General features: G+C 55.8%; 1 protein-coding gene. It reads right to left on the reverse strand.

Translation table 11 applies throughout. From position 1 onward, the window contains the following. A partial coding sequence (locus ACURWW_RS17250) for an IS110 family transposase (RefSeq protein ID WP_445618387.1) occupies positions 1–405 on the reverse strand: 405 nt, incomplete at its 3' end. Between the last annotated feature and the right edge of the window lie 194 nt (positions 406–599).

Raw genomic sequence — 599 nt, forward strand, 5'->3', positions numbered from 1 at the left:
ATGGCGGATCTCCGGCGCTTCCGGCTGCCACGGTTGATGCTGGCGGTCGGCCAAAAAGCGGGCAATTACAACGCTATCTTTGCGGTCGTTCTTTGATCGGGTGCCAAAACTCTTGGCATAGTTGTGGACATGCTTCGGATTGGCGACAAACACCACAAAACCGGCCTCGTGCAGGGCGTACGCCAACGCTTCGTGGTAAATCCCCGTGGCTTCCATCATGACCTGAATCTCTTGCGGAGCCGCTTCCGTGTTGGCGAGCAGCCAGTCGATCAGGGCACGGAAACCCCGCGGCGAGTTCGCAAATCCACCTTTGGTCTTGACCTTCAGCGCCTGGCGGTCCCGCAACCAACACACGTCCAGCTTGTCCTTGCTGACATCTACCCCAATTTGCTTCATCTCTCTCATTATCTCGCCTTGTTCATGCAGCCTCACTTCCGGAGAAGGGACTTGGATACCATTCAGATTATCGAGAAAATAGAGGGTCAGGGTGTCATCTACGCCACAGAGTCAATGCTCTCAGGTTGGGTCGAACTTACCTGCCCCTCATTCGCGCCCCGGTAGCTAGCCAGAGTCGCAGGACAGATACAAGGTTGGGTTAG

Source organism: Gilvimarinus sp. F26214L (assembly GCF_054401055.1).